Origin of the sequence: Microbacterium sp. MMO-113 (assembly GCF_037148555.1) — a bacterium.
GTDB lineage: Bacteria > Actinomycetota > Actinomycetes > Actinomycetales > Microbacteriaceae > Microbacterium.
On sequence record NZ_JBBCTD010000002.1, the window covers coordinates 603554 to 620247 of the forward strand.

20 protein-coding genes are annotated in these 16694 nt (G+C 65.9%); 9 read left to right on the top strand and 11 right to left on the bottom strand.

The genetic code is table 11. From position 1 onward, the window contains the following. Positions 1-11: 11 nt before the first annotated feature. The 9 genes from WFJ36_RS09670 to WFJ36_RS09710 all read right to left on the bottom strand — a co-directional run bounded on the left by WFJ36_RS09670 (position 12) and on the right by WFJ36_RS09710 (position 6696). The gene (locus WFJ36_RS09670; RefSeq protein WP_058631457.1) at positions 12-962 is read right to left on the bottom strand and encodes a cytochrome c oxidase assembly protein; all 951 of its coding nucleotides are present in this window, start codon (positions 960-962) and stop codon (positions 12-14) included. Between the two features lie 25 nt (positions 963-987). Next, positions 988-1323 carry a DUF6804 family protein gene (locus WFJ36_RS09675; RefSeq protein WP_045278974.1) on the bottom strand — a complete coding sequence of 112 codons (336 nt, stop codon included), beginning with the start codon at positions 1321-1323 and terminating at the stop codon, positions 988-990. Continuing rightward, positions 1320-1823: a signal peptidase II gene (gene lspA, locus WFJ36_RS09680; RefSeq protein WP_240747075.1), complete on the bottom strand. Its 504-nt coding sequence runs from the start codon at positions 1821-1823 to the stop codon at positions 1320-1322. The genes WFJ36_RS09675 and lspA overlap by 4 nt, the downstream gene beginning before the upstream one ends. 22 nt (positions 1824-1845) lie before the next feature. Then, positions 1846-2514, bottom strand: a complete 669-nt coding sequence (locus WFJ36_RS09685; RefSeq protein WP_058631455.1) for a copper resistance CopC family protein — start codon at positions 2512-2514, stop codon at positions 1846-1848. After that, positions 2507-3421, bottom strand: a complete 915-nt coding sequence (locus WFJ36_RS09690; protein WP_058631454.1) for a cation diffusion facilitator family transporter — start codon at positions 3419-3421, stop codon at positions 2507-2509. The genes WFJ36_RS09685 and WFJ36_RS09690 overlap by 8 nt, the downstream gene beginning before the upstream one ends. Before the next feature lie 8 nt (positions 3422-3429). Continuing rightward, positions 3430-4419, bottom strand: a complete 990-nt coding sequence (locus tag WFJ36_RS09695) for an NAD(P)-binding domain-containing protein (protein ID WP_336643203.1) — start codon at positions 4417-4419, stop codon at positions 3430-3432. Beyond that, positions 4416-5081: a DsbA family protein gene (locus WFJ36_RS09700; RefSeq protein WP_058631453.1), complete on the bottom strand. Its 666-nt coding sequence runs from the start codon at positions 5079-5081 to the stop codon at positions 4416-4418. The genes WFJ36_RS09695 and WFJ36_RS09700 overlap by 4 nt, the downstream gene beginning before the upstream one ends. Positions 5082-5151: 70 nt before the next feature. Then, positions 5152-5682 carry a hypothetical protein gene (locus WFJ36_RS09705; RefSeq protein WP_136054586.1) on the bottom strand — a complete coding sequence of 177 codons (531 nt, stop codon included), beginning with the start codon at positions 5680-5682 and terminating at the stop codon, positions 5152-5154. A 9-nt stretch (positions 5683-5691) separates the two neighbouring features. After that, on the bottom strand, positions 5692-6696 hold the full coding sequence (locus WFJ36_RS09710) for an acyltransferase family protein (protein WP_058631452.1): 1005 nt from the start codon (positions 6694-6696) through the stop codon (positions 5692-5694). 129 nt (positions 6697-6825) lie between these two features. Here WFJ36_RS09710 and cmtR point away from each other — a divergent pair, with 129 nt between their 5' ends. From cmtR to WFJ36_RS09740, 6 genes are all read left to right on the top strand, one after another. Beyond that, entirely contained in the window at positions 6826-7185 is a 360-nt protein-coding gene (gene cmtR, locus WFJ36_RS09715) for a Cd(II)/Pb(II)-sensing metalloregulatory transcriptional regulator CmtR (protein ID WP_058631451.1), read from the top strand. After that, complete coding sequence (locus tag WFJ36_RS09720) at positions 7182-9098, top strand: heavy metal translocating P-type ATPase (RefSeq protein WP_058631450.1); 1917 nt, start codon at positions 7182-7184, stop codon at positions 9096-9098. Before cmtR ends, WFJ36_RS09720 begins: the two co-directional genes overlap by 4 nt. Next, positions 9098-9706 carry a cadmium resistance transporter gene (locus tag WFJ36_RS09725; protein WP_336643204.1) on the top strand — a complete coding sequence of 203 codons (609 nt, stop codon included), beginning with the start codon at positions 9098-9100 and terminating at the stop codon, positions 9704-9706. Before WFJ36_RS09720 ends, WFJ36_RS09725 begins: the two co-directional genes overlap by 1 nt. Beyond that, positions 9703-10236, top strand: coding sequence for a signal peptidase II (locus WFJ36_RS09730; protein WP_336643205.1), 534 nt, complete (start codon positions 9703-9705; stop codon positions 10234-10236). Before WFJ36_RS09725 ends, WFJ36_RS09730 begins: the two co-directional genes overlap by 4 nt. Positions 10237-10314: 78 nt before the next feature. Continuing rightward, positions 10315-10710: a DUF305 domain-containing protein gene (locus tag WFJ36_RS09735; protein WP_268777274.1), complete on the top strand. Its 396-nt coding sequence runs from the start codon at positions 10315-10317 to the stop codon at positions 10708-10710. A gap of 464 nt (positions 10711-11174) precedes the next feature. Beyond that, on the top strand, positions 11175-12221 hold the full coding sequence (locus WFJ36_RS09740) for an NAD(P)-dependent alcohol dehydrogenase (RefSeq protein WP_071328057.1): 1047 nt from the start codon (positions 11175-11177) through the stop codon (positions 12219-12221). 60 nt (positions 12222-12281) lie between these two features. Here WFJ36_RS09740 and WFJ36_RS09745 read toward each other — a convergent pair whose 3' ends face one another. Then, positions 12282-12875, bottom strand: a complete 594-nt coding sequence (locus WFJ36_RS09745) for a TetR/AcrR family transcriptional regulator (RefSeq protein ID WP_336643206.1) — start codon at positions 12873-12875, stop codon at positions 12282-12284. A 98-nt stretch (positions 12876-12973) separates the two neighbouring features. Between WFJ36_RS09745 and WFJ36_RS09750 the strand changes: the two genes are divergently transcribed. From WFJ36_RS09750 to WFJ36_RS09760, 3 genes are all read left to right on the top strand, one after another. After that, a complete protein-coding gene (locus tag WFJ36_RS09750) occupies positions 12974-13363 on the top strand; it encodes a DUF1304 domain-containing protein (protein WP_071327626.1) in 390 nt (129 codons plus the stop codon). Positions 13364-13401: 38 nt separating this feature from the next. Continuing rightward, positions 13402-14424: an NADP-dependent oxidoreductase gene (locus WFJ36_RS09755; protein ID WP_336643207.1), complete on the top strand. Its 1023-nt coding sequence runs from the start codon at positions 13402-13404 to the stop codon at positions 14422-14424. Positions 14425-14544: 120 nt separating this feature from the next. Continuing rightward, on the top strand, positions 14545-15192 hold the full coding sequence (locus WFJ36_RS09760) for a GntR family transcriptional regulator (protein WP_071327624.1): 648 nt from the start codon (positions 14545-14547) through the stop codon (positions 15190-15192). A 57-nt stretch (positions 15193-15249) separates the two neighbouring features. Here the strand turns inward: WFJ36_RS09760 and aspS are convergent, their stop codons facing one another. Then, a complete protein-coding gene (gene aspS, locus WFJ36_RS09765) occupies positions 15250-16551 on the bottom strand; it encodes an aspartate--tRNA(Asn) ligase (protein ID WP_336643208.1) in 1302 nt (433 codons plus the stop codon). Between the last annotated feature and the right edge of the window lie 143 nt (positions 16552-16694).

Sequence of the window (16694 nt, forward strand, 5' to 3'; positions counted from 1 at the left end):
TCACCAATGGGTCAGCGGTCACGGTCATGAGAGCTCAGTTTTTTGAGGTAGGCGTTGTACATGTCGAGGTCGGTGTTCCCGTGCACGTCGGCGTACCGGTCGGCCGCGGCAGCCCGGGCGGTGTCGCTGCGGAACCAGCGATGCATCACGTAGATCAACATCAGCACGGTCGGGGCTTCACCGTAGGACCATGCCAGAGCGCCGGCTAGCTGCTGATCGGCGAGGGGATCGATGCCCAGTGCTTTGGTGGGGGCGACGAATGAGCCGACCAGGATCGTGCTGGCCATCATGAGGAACACCCCGAAGAACGCGTGGAGCGCGGCTTCAGCAAACACGTCCAGTGCACGGGCACCATGACCCAACCTGACCGGCAGCGGATCGGAGGACAGGATGGGGATGGTGAAGAGCATGCCGGCGAGGAGGAATCCGACCTCGAGTGCGACGTGGCCCCCGGGGAGAGCGAGGATGGCATCGGCAGCACCCGCAAGGTAGATGCCGTAGAACGCGAACAGGTACAGCGGGACAGTGGCCCACGGGCTGAGTATCCATTTCGCGGCCGGGCTTCGAAGAGCACTGTGGGCCGCTGTGAGGACTACCCGTCCCGCCCCATGGTGCGGTGTTGATCGCAGAAGAAGGGTTCCGGGTGAGCCGAGGACCAGTAGCGGCGGCACCATCATCATCAGAGTGAGCTGCTGGAACATGAAAACGGACACCAGCGCCTGGCCGTAGGTTTCAACACCCAGACCGGTGACCGCCGCGAGGAGAACGCACCCGAGCAGGAAGCTGACCGTGCGCCACACGGGCCAACGACGCCCGTGCGTCCACAACCGGATCGCGCCGACGAGATACAGCGCAGCGAGGATCCCCGCAACGATCGGTAGCACTGGAAGCGGAATGTCGGCCGGTGCGAGGAACGCCTGCAGAGATGGGGGGCTGTCGGGGATCTCGCCGCTCATACGCATGGTCGTGACAAGAAGATCGCGCAGTTCACTTCCGGATCACCTTGATCGTCGCCCCCGCTGCCAGGAACACCACGGCCGCGATGGGTTGTGCTGTGGTCCACACGACACCGGAGAAGGGGAAGGGCATCACCGGATTCCAGAGCACGGCAATGGCGAGGAAGACCGGGATCCACCACCAGTGGCGTGCCTGGAGCGCAAACCACGCGACGATCAGCCCGAAAATTGAGGCAATGAAGAGGACGAGCGGCGCCCAATTCGCCTGGAAGAGCGCCGGGGCCAGAAACAGGATCGCGGCGGCGACGAGGCTGGGGGCCAGGGCGTTCCGCTGGTAAGTGGAGGGGACGCGTTCTTTGGGACTCATGGGTGAACCGTTTCTTCGGCGGGTACAGGGTCGTCGGGGCGGGACGTGGGGTCTGGCCGGCGACGGCTCGTGCGCAGACCCGCGACGATGAGGAACACGGCACCGATGCCGAGAGCGATATCGGCGAGGTTGCCGATGAACAGGTTCCCGTAGGCGAGGAAATCGGTGACGTGCCCGATCCCGAACGCGGGCGGCGAGAATAAGCGATCGATGAGGTTCCCGATCGCACCGCCCACGATGAAACCGAAACCAACCGCCGACCACACGTTCCGGGCTCGGGTGGCGGCAACGATGAGGACCGCGGTGACAGCGACCCCGATGACGGTGATGACCCATGTGGAGCCTTCCCCGAGCGAGAAGATCGCCCCGGGGTTGAAGGCCAGTTGAAGACCGAGCCAGTCACCGATCAGCGGTATACGCGCATCCTGCCGCAACGTGTTCAGAGCAAGAGTCTTGGTGCCTTGATCGATCAGGATGACGATGGCGGCGACGATGAGCATCACGGCCGACCGGCGGACTCGATCACGCATCGGCGTCTTTCTCCTTAGCTGCAGCATCCTTGGCGGCCTGTGCGCGGTCGCGCTGGTGACGCTGGCGCCCGGCCATAACCACTCCCACAACGCCGATCCCCAGAATCAGTGCCAGACCCGAGAGGAAGAACAGGGGGAGCAGTTCGAAAGCACCGCCACCGGATGCCGTGCCACCGTATGTTTGCGCGGGTCGGGCCGGTTCCGGCTCCTCCGTTGGGGAGGTTTCAGGGGTGGGGCTTGTGGTCGGAGTGCTGGGTTCCGTGTCCGTCGCGGGCGTGACGGTGTACACATACTCCCCGTTGATCGGGTGTCCGTCGGCGGAGACGGTCTTCCAGCGGACGGTGAAGATGCCGGTTGCGGCGTCGGGGGAGAGGTGTTGAGTGATCGAGTCACCGCTCACCGTTGGCGGGTCGACGGCGACGTTTGCTCCGCTTTCATCGATAACCTCGACGACCGTTGCATCGTCACCACCGGTGAGGGCCCCGGTGAACATCAAAGAGATCTCGTCGGGGGAGCCGTTGATGGTCGAGTCGGCGGTGGGGTACGACGAAACGAAGTCGTCGTGAGCGGCCGCCGGAGATGCAGTCCCAAGGACGACGGATGCCGACAACAACAGGGTGGTGAGGACGGCAGCGGTGCGTGCCGAGAGGCGTTTATGCATGGGTGTCGTGCTCTCCGGGGTGGGATTCGGGTTCGATCTGAAAGGTGGAGTGTTCGATGCTCACGGCGAAATGTTCGCTGACGCATTGCTGAAGTGATGTCAGCAGTGCGGCGGAAGCTTCCATCGTGACGGTGTCATCGACCACGACATGGGCGGTGAGCGTGGGGAGGTCGGTCGAGACCTGGGTCGCGTGGAGGTCGTGCACAGCGACCACGTGCGGCAGGGCAAGGATGTGGCGGCGGACATCCTCGAGATCGAGGCCGGCAGGTGTGGACTCCATCAATACCCGGCCGGATGCTCGCAACAGGATGAGGGTGCGGGGGATGATGAGGAGCGCGATCAAGACGCCCGCGACGGCGTCCGCCTGATACCAACCGAAAACGGCGATGAGGATGGCGCTGGCGATGACGCCGACGGAACCGAGGGCATCGTTGACGACCTCGAGGAACGCGGCGCGCATGTTGAGGTTGCGTCCGCGGCCGCTGAACAATACGAGCATGGAGGCGATGTTGGCGACGAGACCGACGATGCCGAAGAACAGCAGACTTCCCGATGCGATCTCAGGGGGCTCGAACAGCCGCCGTACGCCTTCCACGAGCGCGAAGATACCCACCCCGAGCAGCAGAGCTGCTTGAGCGAGCGCACCGAGCACCTCCGTGCGTTGAAGACCGAAGGTGTACCTGGGAGTCGGGGGACGATTCATCAGATGCGCGGCGGTGACGGCCATCGCCAACCCGACGACATCGGTGAGCATGTGCGCCGCATCAACGAGCAGTGCGAGGCTGCCTGTGATAATCGCCCCGATCACTTCGACGATGAAGACCGAAGAGGTGATCGCGAACGCGATGACCAGGCGATTGCGAGGAGTGGCGTCACCAATACCGTGACTGTGCCCTGCTTCTGTCATGGTGCTCCTTACGGCCGTCCAACGATGAGTCGGGCGACGGTCGCCGCATCACGACCCGCCCCAACGAGGGTGTCCGCATCCGCCCGGGAGTAACGGGGCATGCCAACAGTGAACAGTCCCGGGATGCGTGCACTGACGTGCAAAGGCTGACCGGGCGGCTCCGAATCGGGCAGCCATGCGTCTGCCGGCCTGTACCCGGTCGCAAGGATCACGGAATGCGGCTTCACGGACGCCCCATCGGCGAACATCACGGTGTCTCCGTGAACCTCCGTCACGGCGACGGCATGAGTGACGTCTGTCGAAGCTACGCGGGGGCGTGCCTCGGAGAGCGCACCCTTACGTCGCAGCCTCGACCAGATAGGCCGCTCCGACACCCCTGAGGGTTCCGCTCGAGTGGAGAGGGTGACGTCGTGGGAGGACGCGAGCTCCTCAGCAATCTCCACTCCGCTGAATCCGCCGCCAACGATCAACACGTGGCCGGGAGGTATCTGGGCGGGGTAGAGGTACTGGCTGGAATGCAGCACAACACCGGGTACGGCCAATCCCGGGCGCCAGCCCAGTATGCGCGGCACCGCGGCAGCTCCCGTTGCACAGACCACATTTCGGGTTTGCACTTCCCCGGCGGAGGTCGACAGATGCAGCGTGGATCCGTCGCCCAACCGGTTGATTCCAAGAGCACGAGTGCCCCACACGGTCTTCACACCGAGGGCTTTCTCCACCGAAGACAGGTAATCGGACATCTCATCCACACTCGGATGACGGTCTCCATCGCCCGGGAAAGGGAACCCGCGGACGACACTGTGGCGTGCCGCGCTGCGCAGTTTCATCGACTGCCACCGTGTGGCCCAGCTTCGTCGACCGGGGGGTGCAGAATCGATGATCACGAAGTCTTTCTGTGGCTCAAGCCCAGAGGACCTGAGCGCGGCGGCTGTCGCCAATCCGGAGTGCCCGGCACCGACGATGATGACTCGACGGTGCGATAGCGAACGCGCCATCATTCAGCACCGTTCACGGCGGCTTCAATGCTGTCCTCCAGATCGGTCCACGTTTCCAGCACGACAGGCTCCCCATCGATGAAGAACGAGGGGGTACTGCTGACACCGAGCTGCTCACCCTCGTCGAGATCGAATTGAACCCGTTCCGCTGTCGCCGGATCAGCGACCGCATCATCGAACGCGGCCATGTCCAATCCGAGTTCCTCCGCAAACCCCCGGAACAGGTCCGCACGAGACTCTTGAGCCTCACCCCATTGAGACTGCGTCTCGAACAGGCGGTGATACATGTCTTCGAGCCGTCCCTGCTGCGCTGCGGCTTCGGCAGCGATTGCGGCGTTCTTTGAGTTGAGGTGACCAGGCAGCGGGAAGTAGCGGATCACGTAGGTGATCTCGCCATCGAACTTGCCGCGGAGATCCTCGACGAGGGGATAGAAAGCACCGCAGGCCTCGCACTCGAAATCGAGGAACTCGACCACCGTCACCGCCCCTTCTCCTCCGTCATCGAGGACGTGCGAGTTCTCACGGACGACTTGTGGACCGTCAGCGGTCCCCGTCTCGGGTGCGGCAGCTTGATTCTGATTAATCAGGACGAAGACCAGTGCGACGACCAGCAACACCACGGCGAGAGACACGGTGACAAGTACCGCTTTCACGGAAGATTTCATAACACTCCAGACACACACAACGAACGGGGACGACCAGTGGAGCGCCATCGAAGAGATGGCGCCGCCGGAGTCAGGTCCGCGACAGAGAAAGCTGTGTGAGAGAAGGAGGCAATGCGAACAGGCGCCCCGTCATAGCTGCCAGTGATGGTGCGCGCGGCAAACGTTCGCGAATGTGAGAAGAGGGGACGTGACGGCGGAAGTTCCGCGTGACGATGAGCACCAAGAAGCAGCAGATGATACCCAAGAGGCACCCGGCAACGCCGATCACGATGTCGTTCGCGCTATCCCCGGCCAGGAATTGTTCCGCGGTCGCGCCGACAACGCTTTCACCCGAACCCGCCGAAAAATGACCAGCAGAAGGCGTCCCTAGTGACGACGAGGATGTGGTGCTCAGATACGGAGTCGCATCTGTCGCATCACGATGGCCGCCCGGCCACGCTCCAACAACGAGAAGAAGCGCCAGCCCGAGGGCTGTAATGATCTTCGTTATCAGGAACTCGTCGGCTCGGCTAACGCATTTGTGAGCGCGACCGTGGACGACCATGACCTCAGGATGGTACCAGCCCGACCAATCAAGTCTTCTTGCGAGCCCCAGAGCCACGCACCCGCTCTACCGGCGAAGCGAGGAAGACTTGGGACGTCCGCTGAGCCAGCCCATCACCCATTCAACTGGGCCAGTTCCAACGAACCGCCACCACAACCAACCCACCACGATCATGCCCGGAACGATCACCAGCCAGCCCAAGTAGAAGTTCTCGGCAGGGCGGCCATACGCGTTACTCCAAAATGCGATGAGACTGCCGTGCAGCAAGTACAGAGACAACGCCACCTGACCGCAGGCGCACAAGGGAACAAAGACAGCACCCCAAAAACGTTCTGCGTGCTCCCGCCGCACCGTAGCCCCCAGCACAACGCAGACGTAGACGGCGAACACCAAGCCAATATCCCTCAGAGAGTCCAGGTAGTCCCCCGATAACACCGTGCCGAAGCGCTGCCCGAAACCCCAGGCAAGATACGCCAACAGCGCCACAGCCGCCATGATCCACAACAAGCGATCGCGTTTCAAGCCGTGACGGATCAACAGGGCACCGATGAGGAACACCGGCAACAGGTTGACCACCCGATACTGAGGGCCCAGGAACATCCAGGTCGTGACCTCACGCACGGGCGGCGGCGCGGTGTAGACCCAAATCCAGGTGCGTGCGACGCTCAGCAATGGCTGACTGGCCAGGACAAGGACCGCTGTCGCGGCAATCACGACCGAGCTGCGCAGGAGTAGAAGGGGCGCGCCGATGATGATCAGCAGCCCGAGATAGCTCAGGATGACCGCCAGCCAGGAGCCCCACGTGGCCATCCAAACACCCAGGACGATGAGGAACAGGCCACGCAGAGTCTGTTGCAGCAACGTCACCCCCACAGCGCCGCCGCGTCTCCACACAAGCTCCGCCGACATGCCCATGACAAGAGCGAAGAGCGGCGACGCGACACTACTGAAGTTCGCCGTGACGAATTGCACCGCCCACGGTGCGTTCGGCACGAAAGGAGCCGCGTGCGCGATGAGCATCGCGACAATCGCGAACCCGCGGAGCGCGTCCGGAACCAGAAGACGGCTCATGTCAGAGACGCGTCGAGCTCGCCTGTGCATTCTGGGCGGCAGCGTTCTTTCGGGCTCGAAGACCATGCCCTGAGGGCATTGGCTTGACCGCATAGGAAATAGGTCAGCGGAGACTGTATAGTTCAGCTTATGCTGACCATTGCTTCTCGTCTCGACGTCATGAACCGGCTCGGCCGCGCCATGGCTGATCCTACGCGTTCTCGGATTCTCATGACTCTGCTCGGTGGCCCGAGCTACCCCGCAGTCCTGTCCCGTGAGCTAGAGCTGACGCGCTCCAACGTGTCGAACCATCTCACCTGCCTGCGTGACTGCGGGATCGTTGTCGCCGAGCCTGAGGGCCGCCAAACCCGCTACGAGATCGCCGACCCGCATCTTGCGGCTGCGCTCGTCGCGCTCGTGGACGTGACACTGGCGGTCGATGAGCACGCGCCCTGCGTGGACTCAGCGTGCATGGTGGCTGGCTGCTGTGGGACGGGGGCTGACGCGTGAGCGAGGCGTGTGGCTGCGAGCACGAGCCTGCCGCGACGGCAGGCGAAGAGATCGAAGAGGCCGAGCGGCCCTGGTGGAGAGACCGCGGGGTCATGGTGCCGGTGTTCTCCGGCGTTGCGTTCCTGGCCGGTCTGATCTTCGAGTGGTCCGGGCTCGAGATCCCGGCACTGGTGCTGTTCTGGGTCGGACTGCTGCTGGGCGCATCGACGTTCACGCCCGGCGCGATCCGGAAACTGTTCAAGGGCAAGCTCGGCATCGGGCTGCTGATGACGATCAGCGCGATCGGTGCCGTCATCCTCGGGTACGTGGAGGAGGCTGCAGCTCTGGCGTTCTTGTACTCGATCGCGGAGGCGCTTGAGGACAAGGCGATGGACCGCGCCCGCGGCGGACTGAGGGCACTACTGAAGCTCGTGCCGGAAACAGCGACCGTGCTTCAGAGCGGTGTCTCCGCGCAGGTGCCGGCGAAAGAGTTGACGGTCGGCCAGGTCATGGTGGTCCGCCCGGGTGAGCGGATCGCGACTGATGGGGTCGTGCGTTCTGGTCGCTCCAGCCTGGATACCTCGGCGATCACCGGGGAGTCGATCCCGGTCGAAGTTGAGCCCGGGAATGCGGTGTCGGCCGGTGCGATCAACAGCGCCGGTGTCCTGGAAGTCGAGGCGACCGCTGCGGGCACCGATAACTCGCTCACGACGATCGTGGAGCTGGTAGAGAAAGCGCAGACCGAGAAGGGCGAGCGTGCCCGTCTGGCGGACAGGATCGCCCGCCCGCTCGTACCCGGAGTACTGATCCTCGCTGCGCTCGTCGCGATCATCGGGTCGCTGCTGGGCGACCCGGAGGTGTGGATCACTCGCGCACTCGTCGTGCTGGTCGCCGCTTCTCCGTGTGCGCTGGCAATCTCGGTTCCGCTGACGGTCGTCGCGGCGATCGGTGCGGCGAGCAAGTTCGGCGTGATCATCAAGTCCGGCGCCGTTTTCGAGCGCTTCGGCACGGTCCGCCACGTTGCCGTCGACAAGACCGGCACCCTCACCCGCAACGAACCGGCGGTCACCGCCGTGCTCACCACAGATGGCGTTACGGAGGCTCAGGCGCTGGCGTGGGCGGCCGCGTTGGAGCAGCACAGCACCCATCCTCTCGCCTCAGCGATCACTGCCGCAGCCCCGGGGACACCGGGAGCTGCAGATGTGACCGAGCAGGCCGGGCACGGCATCGACGGCACCGTCGACGGATCGAGAATCACCGTCGGCAGTCCCCGCTGGCTGAACGCCGGCGACCTCGCGGAGCGGGTCGGCGAGTTGGAAGAGCAGGGCATGACCGTCGTGATCGTCCACCGCGACGGGTCACCGGTCGCCGCGATCGGCGTCCGCGACGAGCTGCGCCCGGAAGTCCCCGAGGTCGTCCGGACACTCACCGGCCAGGGCGTCGGGGTGACGATGCTCACCGGGGACAACGCCCGGACCGCTCGTGCACTGGCGGCACAGGCAGGGATCAGCGACGTGCGCGCGGAGCTGCGCCCGGAGGACAAGGCGACCGCGATCGGGGAACTGTCGACGGCGGGACCGGTCGCGATGATCGGCGACGGCATTAACGATGCCCCGGCCCTCGCTGGCGCGGACATCGGTATCGCGATGGGCGCGACCGGCTCCGACGCAGCGATCGAATCCGCCGACGTGGCCTTCACCGGCCATGATCTGCGCCTCATCCCGCGGGCGTTCGACCACGCCCGGCGCGGTCGACGGATCATCAACCAGAACATCGTCCTGTCGCTGCTGATTATCACCGCACTGCTCCCGCTCGCGCTCTTTGGCGTGCTGGGGCTCGCCGCGGTCGTCCTGGTCCACGAGGTTGCGGAGGTCATCGTGATCCTCAATGGTCTGCGTGCCGCCCGCACCCGCACGCCACGGTTGGGAAGCTGATGCTCGCCACCATCGGTTCAGCGATCGGCCTGTTCGCGGCGACCAACATCGACGACATCGTCGTGCTTACCGTGCTGTTCCTCGCTTCCAGTCGAGGGAAGCCCCGGCCGTGGCAGATCGTCGCGGGCCAGTATCTCGGGTTCATCACCCTCGTCGTGATCAGCGTGATCGCCGCTCTCGGTCTCACCATCGTTCCGGACGAATGGGTCGGTTTCCTGGGTCTGATCCCGCTCGGCATCGGCATCTGGACGCTCGTTCGCGGCCTGCGCCGTAACGGCGATGACGATGATGACGACTCCAAGATCACCGCGGTCGGACTATGGGGTGTCGCGGGTATCACGATCGCCAACGGGGCCGACAACATCTCCCTCTACACGCCGATCTTCCGCACCAGCGCCCCCAGCGACGTCGCGATCATGATCGTCGTGTTCCTGGTCCTCGTCGCGGTCTGGTGCGCGGCCGGCCGGCTGATCGGCACCAACAAGGCTGTCACCGAGGGGCTGGAGCGCGTCGAGCACTGGCTCGTACCGGCCGTGTTCATCGGCCTGGGCCTGTTCATCCTGATCGAATCTGGGGTCATCGTCCGTCTGATCGAGGTGCTCGCATGACCTCCTCCCAGGCAGAGGCTCATCCGCCCGCTGCGAGCAAGCTGTCGTCGACCCGGCGGCGGCAGCTCACTGGTGGAGCGCTCTTGATCGCCGTGGTCGTCGTGCTGATCGATCAGGGAACCAAGGTGTGGGCCGAAGCGACCCTCACCGAGCGTGAGCGCATCCCGCTGATCGGCGACCTGCTGGGTTTGCAGCTCGCCTATAACCCCGGAGCGGCATTCTCCTTCGGGGAAGGCTTCACCTGGGTGTTCGCACTGCTCGCCGTCGCGGCCACCATCACAGCGATCGTGTTCGCGTTCCGAGTGCAACGCGTGGGATGGGCGATCGTCATCGGCGCGCTCGGCGGCGCTGCCGCCTCACACGCAGGCGACCGCCTCTTCCGCGACCCCGGATTCGCCCGGGGGCACGTCGTCGACTTCCTCGCCTACGGCAACTGGTTCATCGGGAACCTCGCCGACATCGTGATCGTCACCGCAGCGATCACCGGAGCAGTTTTCATGATCCGCACAGGCGATGAGACCACCGAGTGAGATCCGTTGTGCGGTGGTGGGATATCCGTCAACTGGCTCTCTACATCGGCCGTCTCGCTATCGCTCAGCTTCGTTGTGATGTACTTCCTCACGTTTGCGATGATCAACGTCCTGGACGATCTCTTCCTCAACATCAGCAACCTCTACATGGCACTGATGATGGTCTTCCCCATGGGCATCATCATGGTCATCGTCATGTGGAAGATGTTCCCGAACAAGGCCGCGAACATCAGCTTGCTCGTAGGTTTCGCCGCGCTTTTCCTTGTCGCCTTCTTCATGGGACGCTCGGAAGCGTTCGTCGGTAACGACCAGTTCCTCCGTTCCATGATCCCGCATCACTCTCGAGCGATTCTGGTGTGTGAGCAATCAGACATCAGCGACCCGGAGATCCAAGATCTCTGTGAGCAGATCATCTCGTCACAGCAGGAAGAGATCGACCAGATGAATGAGATTCTCGACCGTCTCGACGATTAGTGGGGCGTCGGCACCACCCTTGCGACAAGTGGACCGGCTACCGCGCTCATGACGAGCGGACCGGATCACCGCCGTCGACAGGGTCCGGGTCGACCAGGCAACCTTACGCCTCAGCCTTACGCGAGAGCTGCCGAAAACGATCGTTTCCGGCAGCCCCCTCCCAGGCCGCCGGCCGACCACACGACACGCCGGCCGTGCGCCGACCGAAACCCCCTGCCGGAACCTGCCGCGCCGAAACCGTCCGCTCGACGTTTTAGGCAGGACGGGTTGAGACGCGATTACCGACAAGTTTCGTGAGACAACGGGCGCTTTCGGCGCCGCATCAGCCACCCGTCTTTCCGGGGCTGCTCTGTCTCACCAGCCGACAACTTTCGTGAGATCGGACAATACTGGAGGGGACGGTTTCGAGAGCCCCCGCCTCCGCACCGCGCGGCAGACCTCTCGACGCCAGGAAGAAGATGCTCATGAAAGCTCTCCGCTACGTCGAGATCGGCAAGCCCCCCGTGGTGGTCGACATCCCGATTCCGAAGCCCGGCCCTGGACAGGTCCTGCTCAAGATCACCGCGGGTGGTGTCTGCCACTCCGACGACTACGTCATGGGGCTCCCCGAGAAGGACTACCACGAGCAGGGTTATCCACTGCCGTTGACGCTCGGGCACGAAGGTGCCGGCATCGTGCATGAGATCGGCGAGGGCGTCGACTCGACACTGAAGGTCGGGGATGCCGTGGCCGTCTACGGGCCGTGGGGCTGCGGCCGCTGCCACAACTGCTCGATGGGCAAGGAGAACTACTGCACGAACGCCGCCGCCGAGGGCATCCGTCCTCCGGGCCTGGGCAGCCAGGGGTCGATGGCGGAGTACATGATCGTCGACGACGCGCGCCACCTCGTGCCGCTCGGGGATCTCGACCCCGTGCAGAACGTCTCGCTGACCGACGCGGGCCTCACCCCGTACCACGCGATCAAGAACTCGCTTCCGAAGCTCGGCGCCGGCACGGTCGCGGTCGTGATCGGCACCGGTGGGCTCGGCCACGTCGGCATCCAGATCCTCAAGGCCATCTCGGGTGCCACGGTCATCGCGCTGGACGTGAACGACGAGAAGCTGAAGCTCGCCACCGAGGTCGGCGCGGATCACGTGCTGATCAGCGACGCGTCGGCGGCCGAGAAGATCCGCGAGCTCACCGGCGGTCTCGGCGCGAACGCCGTGTTCGACTTCGTCGGCGCGAACCCGACGATCGCACTGGCGCAGAGCGTGGCCGCGCTCGAGGCCGACATCACGATCGTGGGCATCGGCGGAGGCAGCATGACGCTCGGCTTCGGCTCGATCGCCTATGACGCAGCCGTGCGCATTCCCTACTGGGGCTCGCGCGCCGAGCTGATCGAGGTGCTGGACCTCGCCCGCGCCGGCAAGATCCACGTCCAGACCGAGAGCTACACGCTCGACGACGGCCCGAAGGCCTATGAAGACCTCGCGTCGAACAGCATCCGCGGACGCGCCGTCATCGTCCCCTGACGTCGGCCTCGAACGCCCGGGAGGATCTCCTCCCGGGCGTTCTCTGTTTTCGGGCGGCGCTCAGTCGCGGCGTCGCCGGTCGGCGAGGAGGGCGAGCGCCGCATCGATCGCGCTCGCCGCCGCGTCGGGGGCCACGCGCACGAGGGCGAAGGCGGAGACCACGAGCCCCGTACAGGCGTCCGCCAGGGTGTCGACCTCCGTTCCCGCGAGCTCGGGGAGAGCGGCTACGATGCCGCGGGCGAACGCCTCACGGAGCTCCGCGCGATAGGAAGCCACGACCCGGGCGACCGCGTCGTCGGTGCCGATGGGAGCGGCAGCGGTGTTGACCAGCAGGCAGCCGCTCGTTGCCGGAAGGCTGCCTGTCGTCAGCAGGGCCGCACGCAGTCCGCCGAGATAGGTCCTCAGGGCCTCCGGTGCCACGACCTCGCCCGTCAGCGGGGCGAGGCGCGGGCGGATGACCTCGTCCAGATAGCTCTCGACGGCGGCGTCGAAGAGTCCTCGCTTGGAACCGAAAGCGTGATAGATGCTGGAGCGGCTGAGGCCCGTCGCGCGCTCGAGCTCCGGCAAGGGCGCGCTCTCGAAGCCGCGCGCCCAGAACACGCCGCGTGCCGCGCGGACCGCCTCTGCGGTGTCGAAGGTCTGTGTGCGCCCCATCCGCCCTGCTCCTGCTCTTTTGTGAATCGCTTGATCCAGTATATATTGTAACGACCGATACAGAATGCGCGGCCGCGCCGCGTCGAAGGGGGACCGCCATGGTCATCGCAGGACTTGTGCTCACCGGCGTCGCGGCGCTCGTGCACGTCTACATCTTCTGGCTGGAGTCGTTCGCCTGGACCAGCGCGCGCGCTCGCCGCACCTTCGGCACCGGCACGGCGGAGGAGGCCGCACGACAGAGGGAGCTCGCCTTCAACCAGGGCTTCTACAACCTGTTCCTCGCGATCGCCGTGCTCCTCGGCATCGTCGTCTTCGCCACGGGAGCGACGGCCGTCGGCGCGACCCTCGTCTTCACCGGCGCCGGATCGATGGTCGCCGCGAGCCTCGTGCTGCTGCTGTCGAGCCCCGACAAGGCGTCCGCCGCCCTGAAGCAGGGAGTCATCCCGGCGCTCGGCGTCATCGCGCTCGCCATCGGCCTCCTCGTCTGAGTCAGGCAGCACCCCCCAGATCCTCACGAAGGAGAGAAATGTCCCACGCCATCAGCACCCAGATCCAGCTCGCCCGCCGCCCCGAGGGGTGGCCGACCCACGACGACTTCCGCACCGTGGAGGTCGAGTTGAGCGATCCGGCGCCGGGGGAGGTGCGCGTGGCGAACGAGTTCGTCTCCGTCGACCCCTACATGCGCGGGCGGATGAACGACGTCCGCAGCTACGTCGCCCCCTACGCCCTCGACGAGGTCATCGCGGGTGGCGCCATCGGCCGGGTCGTCGCTTCTGCGGCGGACGACCTCCCCGTCGGCACCGTCGTGCTGCACCAGCACGGCTGGAGCGATGTCGTGCAGGCGGACGCGTCGACCTTCCGGGCCGTGCCGGAGGTGTCGGGTATGCCGCTGTCGCTGCGCCTGCACATCCTCGGCATGACCGGCCTCACCGCCTACGTCGGTCTCACCGCGATCGCCGGACTCGCCCCGGGCGACACCGTCTTCGTCTCCGGCGCCGCCGGTGCCGTCGGCACGGCTGTCGGTCAGATCGCCAAGCTCCTCGGCGCGGGCCGCGTCATCGGCTCGGCGGGCTCGCCTGAGAAGGTCGCCCTGCTGACCGAGAAGTACGGCTACGACGCGGCGTTCAACTACAAGGACGGCCCGGTGCGCGAGCAGCTCGCCGCCCTCGCGCCCGAGGGCGTGGACGTGTTCTTCGACAACGTCGGCGGCGACCACCTCGAAGCCGCGCTCGACGTGATGAACGACGGTGGCCGGATCGCGCTGTGCGGCGCCATCACGAGCTACAACACCACCGAGCGCGTGCCCGGGCCCGACAACATGGCGAACATCATCACGCGCGGGCTCCGGCTCCAGGGCTTCACGCTGGCCTCGTACCTGCACCTGTCGCCGGAGTTCAGCGAGAAGATGACCCGCTGGTTCGCGGAAGGGCGGATCGCCTACGACGAGACCATCGTCGACGGTATCGAGAACACGGTCGACGCGTTCCTCGACATGATGCGCGGAGCCAACACGGGGAAGATGCTCGTGCGCGTCACGCCCTCCGCCTGACGTCCGGAGCGGGCCGCCAGCGCTTTTGGGATATATTGCTTGAGACGTAGAACTTCACTCTCCATGACCCCCACTGGAGGCAGTGTGACACTCTCTGGCGGCCCCCTCGAACGCCGGTCGATGAGCGACGAGGCTTTCGTGCGCCTGCAGGATGCGATCATCAGCGGCGAACTCCAGCCCGGCGAGCGCCTGCGCGACTACGAGCTCGCCGAACGCCTCGGCACCTCGAAGACGCCGATCCGTCATGCCCTCGACCGCCTGGCCGACAACGGCCTCGTCGAGATGCAGCGCAATCGCTACACCCGCGTGGCTCCGATCGATCTGGAGCGGGTGCGCAACGCCGTCGACCTGTTCGGCGACATCTGGATCGGCTCGGTCCGTCACGTCATGCCGGTGATCCAGGACGACGATGTGGCCTACCTCGTCGAGCTGGCCGACGACATGGCGGCGTCGGTGCAGGCGCGGGACATCATCGCGTTCGGCGCGGCGCTCCGCAGTGCGGCGACGGGTTTCGCCCGGATCGAGGGCAACGCCACGCGCGCCAACTCCATCGAGCGTCTCGGCCCGCAGATCCGTCGGTTCACCCAGCACGCGAAGGACGCCGTGGACTGGTCCGCCGTCGAGGAGTTCGTCGGTGCGATCCGCGAGGCGACGTCGGAGCGCGACGCGGTCAAGACCCGTGCCGTGCTGGTGAGCTTCTTCGATGAGACGCTCCCGGCGATCATCGATCGGGCCGAGCAGTCGGGACTGGCCGAGATCTCGGAGTGATCGACGGCTGACGAACGAGGGCGACCGCACACCGCGGTCGCCCTCGTCGCGTCCGGGCTACGGCGTGAGGCGATGGACGTCGCGGGGGAACAGCGTCACCTCGCGGACATTGGCCGCCTCGACCAGGCGGCCCACCCAGCGCTCCAGTCCGATGGCGAAGCCGCCGTGCGGAGGCATCCCGTGCGCGAACGCCTCCAGGTAGCCCGCGTACGCCGAGGGCGATTCTCCTCGCGCCTCGATCGCGGCGACGACCTCGCTGTGCCGATGCAGCCGCTGTCCGCCGGTCACGAGCTCCAGACCGCGGAACAGGAGGTCGAAGCTGTTGCTCCCCTCCGCGTCGTCGGGCTGCGGATGCGTGTAGAACGGGCGTTTGCGCAGCGGGTAGCCCTCGACGGCCAGCACGTCGCTGCCGAACTCCTCCTTCGCCCACGCCCCGAGCGCGCGCTCGTGCGCCGGGGAGAGGTCCGGCTCGTCGGCCGGAGCACCGACCCGGCGCAGCGCGTCGCGGAAGTGCACGACGGGGATGTCCTCGGGGATGTCGGGGAGCGTCACGTCGAGCAGTGCGAGCTCGTCCGCCGCGTCGGTGCGTATGCCGCCGAGCATGCCGCGCAGCACGTCGCCGAGAAGGCTCAGGACGTCGCGGTGGTCGCGGATGAACCCGAGCTCGACGTCCAGCGACACGTACTCCGACAGATGCCGCACGGTGTCGTGCGGCTCGGCGCGGAAGACGGGCCCCACCTCGTAGACGCGTTCGAACACGCCGACCAGCTGCTGCTTGTAGAACTGCGGGCTCTGCGCGAGGTACCCGGTCCTGCCGAAGTAGTCGACGGGGAACACGTTCGCGCCCGACTCGGTCACGGTGTCGACGATCTTCGGGGTCTGCACCTCGGTGAAGTCCGCGGTGTCGAGGACCCGGCGGAACGCGCGCACGCTCGCCGCGGCGATCTGCCAGGTCGCGCGGCGTGCGGGGTGGCGCCAGGTCACCGCCGCGTGGTCGAGCAGTGTCGGCAGGCTCGTCTCGAGCGTCGGGCGCCACAGCTCCACGACCGGCGGTGCGGCCGGCTCCGACAGGCTCTCGATCTGCGGGTCGACGATCTCGACGCCGCCGGGGGCCTGCGGGTTCGCGGCGATGGTCCCCGTCACGCGGACCACGGTCTCCTCCGGAGGGAGGCCGTCCGCTGGATGCTCGGCGGGACGGACCACGACCTGCGCGAGTCCGGAGCGGTCGCGGACGATCAGGAACGCGACGGTGGCGAGCTCCCTCCGCCGATGGACGTGGCCGAGCAGCGTGACGCGGCGGCCGGAGACGATGTGCACGAGCTCCGCGGCGAGAGTGCGGGCGGGGTCGGGTGATCTCATTTCTCCTCCAGGTTGTGGGAGCCCTGGAGGTGTGGGCGGGGGCCAGATCGCGGTGCCACCACACCTTCGCCGGTGAGAAGCCGGCCTCTCGTCGGTACGCCGGACGCGCGGGGACCGCCTGCCCGGAGGCCGGGGGTCGTCAC

Excerpts from the sequence above, each read along its gene's own strand:
- WFJ36_RS09670 (WP_058631457.1), bottom strand. The coding sequence starts at position 962 with ATGCGTATGAGCGGCGAGATCCCCGACAGCCCCCCATCTCTGCAGGCG.
- WFJ36_RS09675 (WP_045278974.1), bottom strand. The coding sequence starts at position 1,323 with ATGAGTCCCAAAGAACGCGTCCCCTCCACTTACCAGCGGAACGCCCTG.
- lspA (WP_240747075.1), bottom strand. The coding sequence starts at position 1,823 with ATGCTCATCGTCGCCGCCATCGTCATCCTGATCGATCAAGGCACCAAG.
- WFJ36_RS09685 (WP_058631455.1), bottom strand. The coding sequence starts at position 2,514 with ATGCATAAACGCCTCTCGGCACGCACCGCTGCCGTCCTCACCACCCTG.
- WFJ36_RS09690 (WP_058631454.1), bottom strand. The coding sequence starts at position 3,421 with ATGACAGAAGCAGGGCACAGTCACGGTATTGGTGACGCCACTCCTCGC.
- WFJ36_RS09695 (WP_336643203.1), bottom strand. The coding sequence starts at position 4,419 with ATGATGGCGCGTTCGCTATCGCACCGTCGAGTCATCATCGTCGGTGCC.
- WFJ36_RS09700 (WP_058631453.1), bottom strand. The coding sequence starts at position 5,081 with ATGAAATCTTCCGTGAAAGCGGTACTTGTCACCGTGTCTCTCGCCGTG.
- WFJ36_RS09710 (WP_058631452.1), bottom strand. The coding sequence starts at position 6,696 with ATGAGCCGTCTTCTGGTTCCGGACGCGCTCCGCGGGTTCGCGATTGTC.
- cmtR (WP_058631451.1), top strand. The coding sequence starts at position 6,826 with ATGCTGACCATTGCTTCTCGTCTCGACGTCATGAACCGGCTCGGCCGC.
- WFJ36_RS09725 (WP_336643204.1), top strand. The coding sequence starts at position 9,098 with ATGCTCGCCACCATCGGTTCAGCGATCGGCCTGTTCGCGGCGACCAAC.
- WFJ36_RS09730 (WP_336643205.1), top strand. The coding sequence starts at position 9,703 with ATGACCTCCTCCCAGGCAGAGGCTCATCCGCCCGCTGCGAGCAAGCTG.
- WFJ36_RS09735 (WP_268777274.1), top strand. The coding sequence starts at position 10,315 with ATGTACTTCCTCACGTTTGCGATGATCAACGTCCTGGACGATCTCTTC.
- WFJ36_RS09740 (WP_071328057.1), top strand. The coding sequence starts at position 11,175 with ATGAAAGCTCTCCGCTACGTCGAGATCGGCAAGCCCCCCGTGGTGGTC.
- WFJ36_RS09745 (WP_336643206.1), bottom strand. The coding sequence starts at position 12,875 with ATGGGGCGCACACAGACCTTCGACACCGCAGAGGCGGTCCGCGCGGCA.
- WFJ36_RS09750 (WP_071327626.1), top strand. The coding sequence starts at position 12,974 with ATGGTCATCGCAGGACTTGTGCTCACCGGCGTCGCGGCGCTCGTGCAC.
- WFJ36_RS09755 (WP_336643207.1), top strand. The coding sequence starts at position 13,402 with ATGTCCCACGCCATCAGCACCCAGATCCAGCTCGCCCGCCGCCCCGAG.
- WFJ36_RS09760 (WP_071327624.1), top strand. The coding sequence starts at position 14,545 with ATGAGCGACGAGGCTTTCGTGCGCCTGCAGGATGCGATCATCAGCGGC.
- aspS (WP_336643208.1), bottom strand. The coding sequence starts at position 16,551 with ATGAGATCACCCGACCCCGCCCGCACTCTCGCCGCGGAGCTCGTGCAC.